The sequence below is a fragment of the Pseudoalteromonas sp. 0802 genome (genome assembly GCF_013350085.1).
Classification (GTDB): Bacteria; Pseudomonadota; Gammaproteobacteria; order Enterobacterales; family Alteromonadaceae; genus Pseudoalteromonas.
Genome location: NZ_JABVXE010000065.1, coordinates 1 through 917, shown reverse-complemented (window position 1 = coordinate 917; position 917 = coordinate 1). Strand labels below are relative to the sequence as shown.

General features: G+C 34.5%; 1 protein-coding gene. It reads right to left on the bottom strand.

Going from position 1 to position 917, the window contains the following annotated elements:
* Positions 1 to 203: 203 nt before the first annotated feature.
* A partial coding sequence (locus HUS61_RS21960) for a sensor domain-containing diguanylate cyclase (RefSeq protein WP_175092380.1) occupies positions 204 to 917 on the bottom strand: 714 nt, incomplete at its 5' end.

The window sequence follows — 917 nt, the reverse complement described above, 5'->3', positions numbered from 1 at the left end:
GAGGGAGTAGAAACAACGCAGCATGTTGAATACTGCAAGTCTAAAAATGTCGACATGCTTCAAGGTTATAGCTATTCGAAGCCATTATCTTCACAAAAGCTGGAAAGTTTTTTATTACCGTCTAAATCTTAAGTAGCCAGTAACACTACCCATTTGAACATTAGTTTGGAACGTGATTTTAATGAGTAGGTAGCGTATTTTACCTAGTACTCAATACGGCTTTTCCCTTCTTTTTTCGCTTTATATAGCAGTTTATCAGCTTGCTTTATCACATCTTTAATGGGCAATTTTTTATGTAACTCAACCACACCGGCACTAAATGTAAAATTCAACGCTTTATTACCATGGTTAATAAACATAGTTTTAACTCCACTTTGCAGCCTAACTAAAGCATTCTTAGCATCTATAACATTCACACCTTGAAACACAATAACGAACTCTTCACCTCCAAAGCGAAAAATTAAATCTTCACGCCTAAGTAAAGTCTGAGCTACCTTTGAAAACCCCTTTAATACTTCATCACCTGCTTGGTGACCGTATGTGTCATTTATTGATTTAAAATTATCGAAATCAATAAAACCAATAGCCAAAGGCAAGTTTTTTCGTACATGGAGACTTATTGTTCTTTCAATGGCATCAAAAAAATACCGACGATTATAAACACCAGTTAAGTCATCATAAAATACTAAGTTAACAAGCTTATCTTCTAGCTTAGCTTGTTTTTGGGCCATAAATCGATATGTACAACAATCAGCAATCCACTCAGCAAAATAAACTTCATCCCTATTCCACTCTCTGAAATTGGCTTTTTGTTCAAAACAAACAACCCCGATAGGACTACCTTCACTAAAGATAATTGTATCAAGCATCGACTTGATATTTTCTGTTTTTAAATAAGTATAAGTGAAGTCGATTGT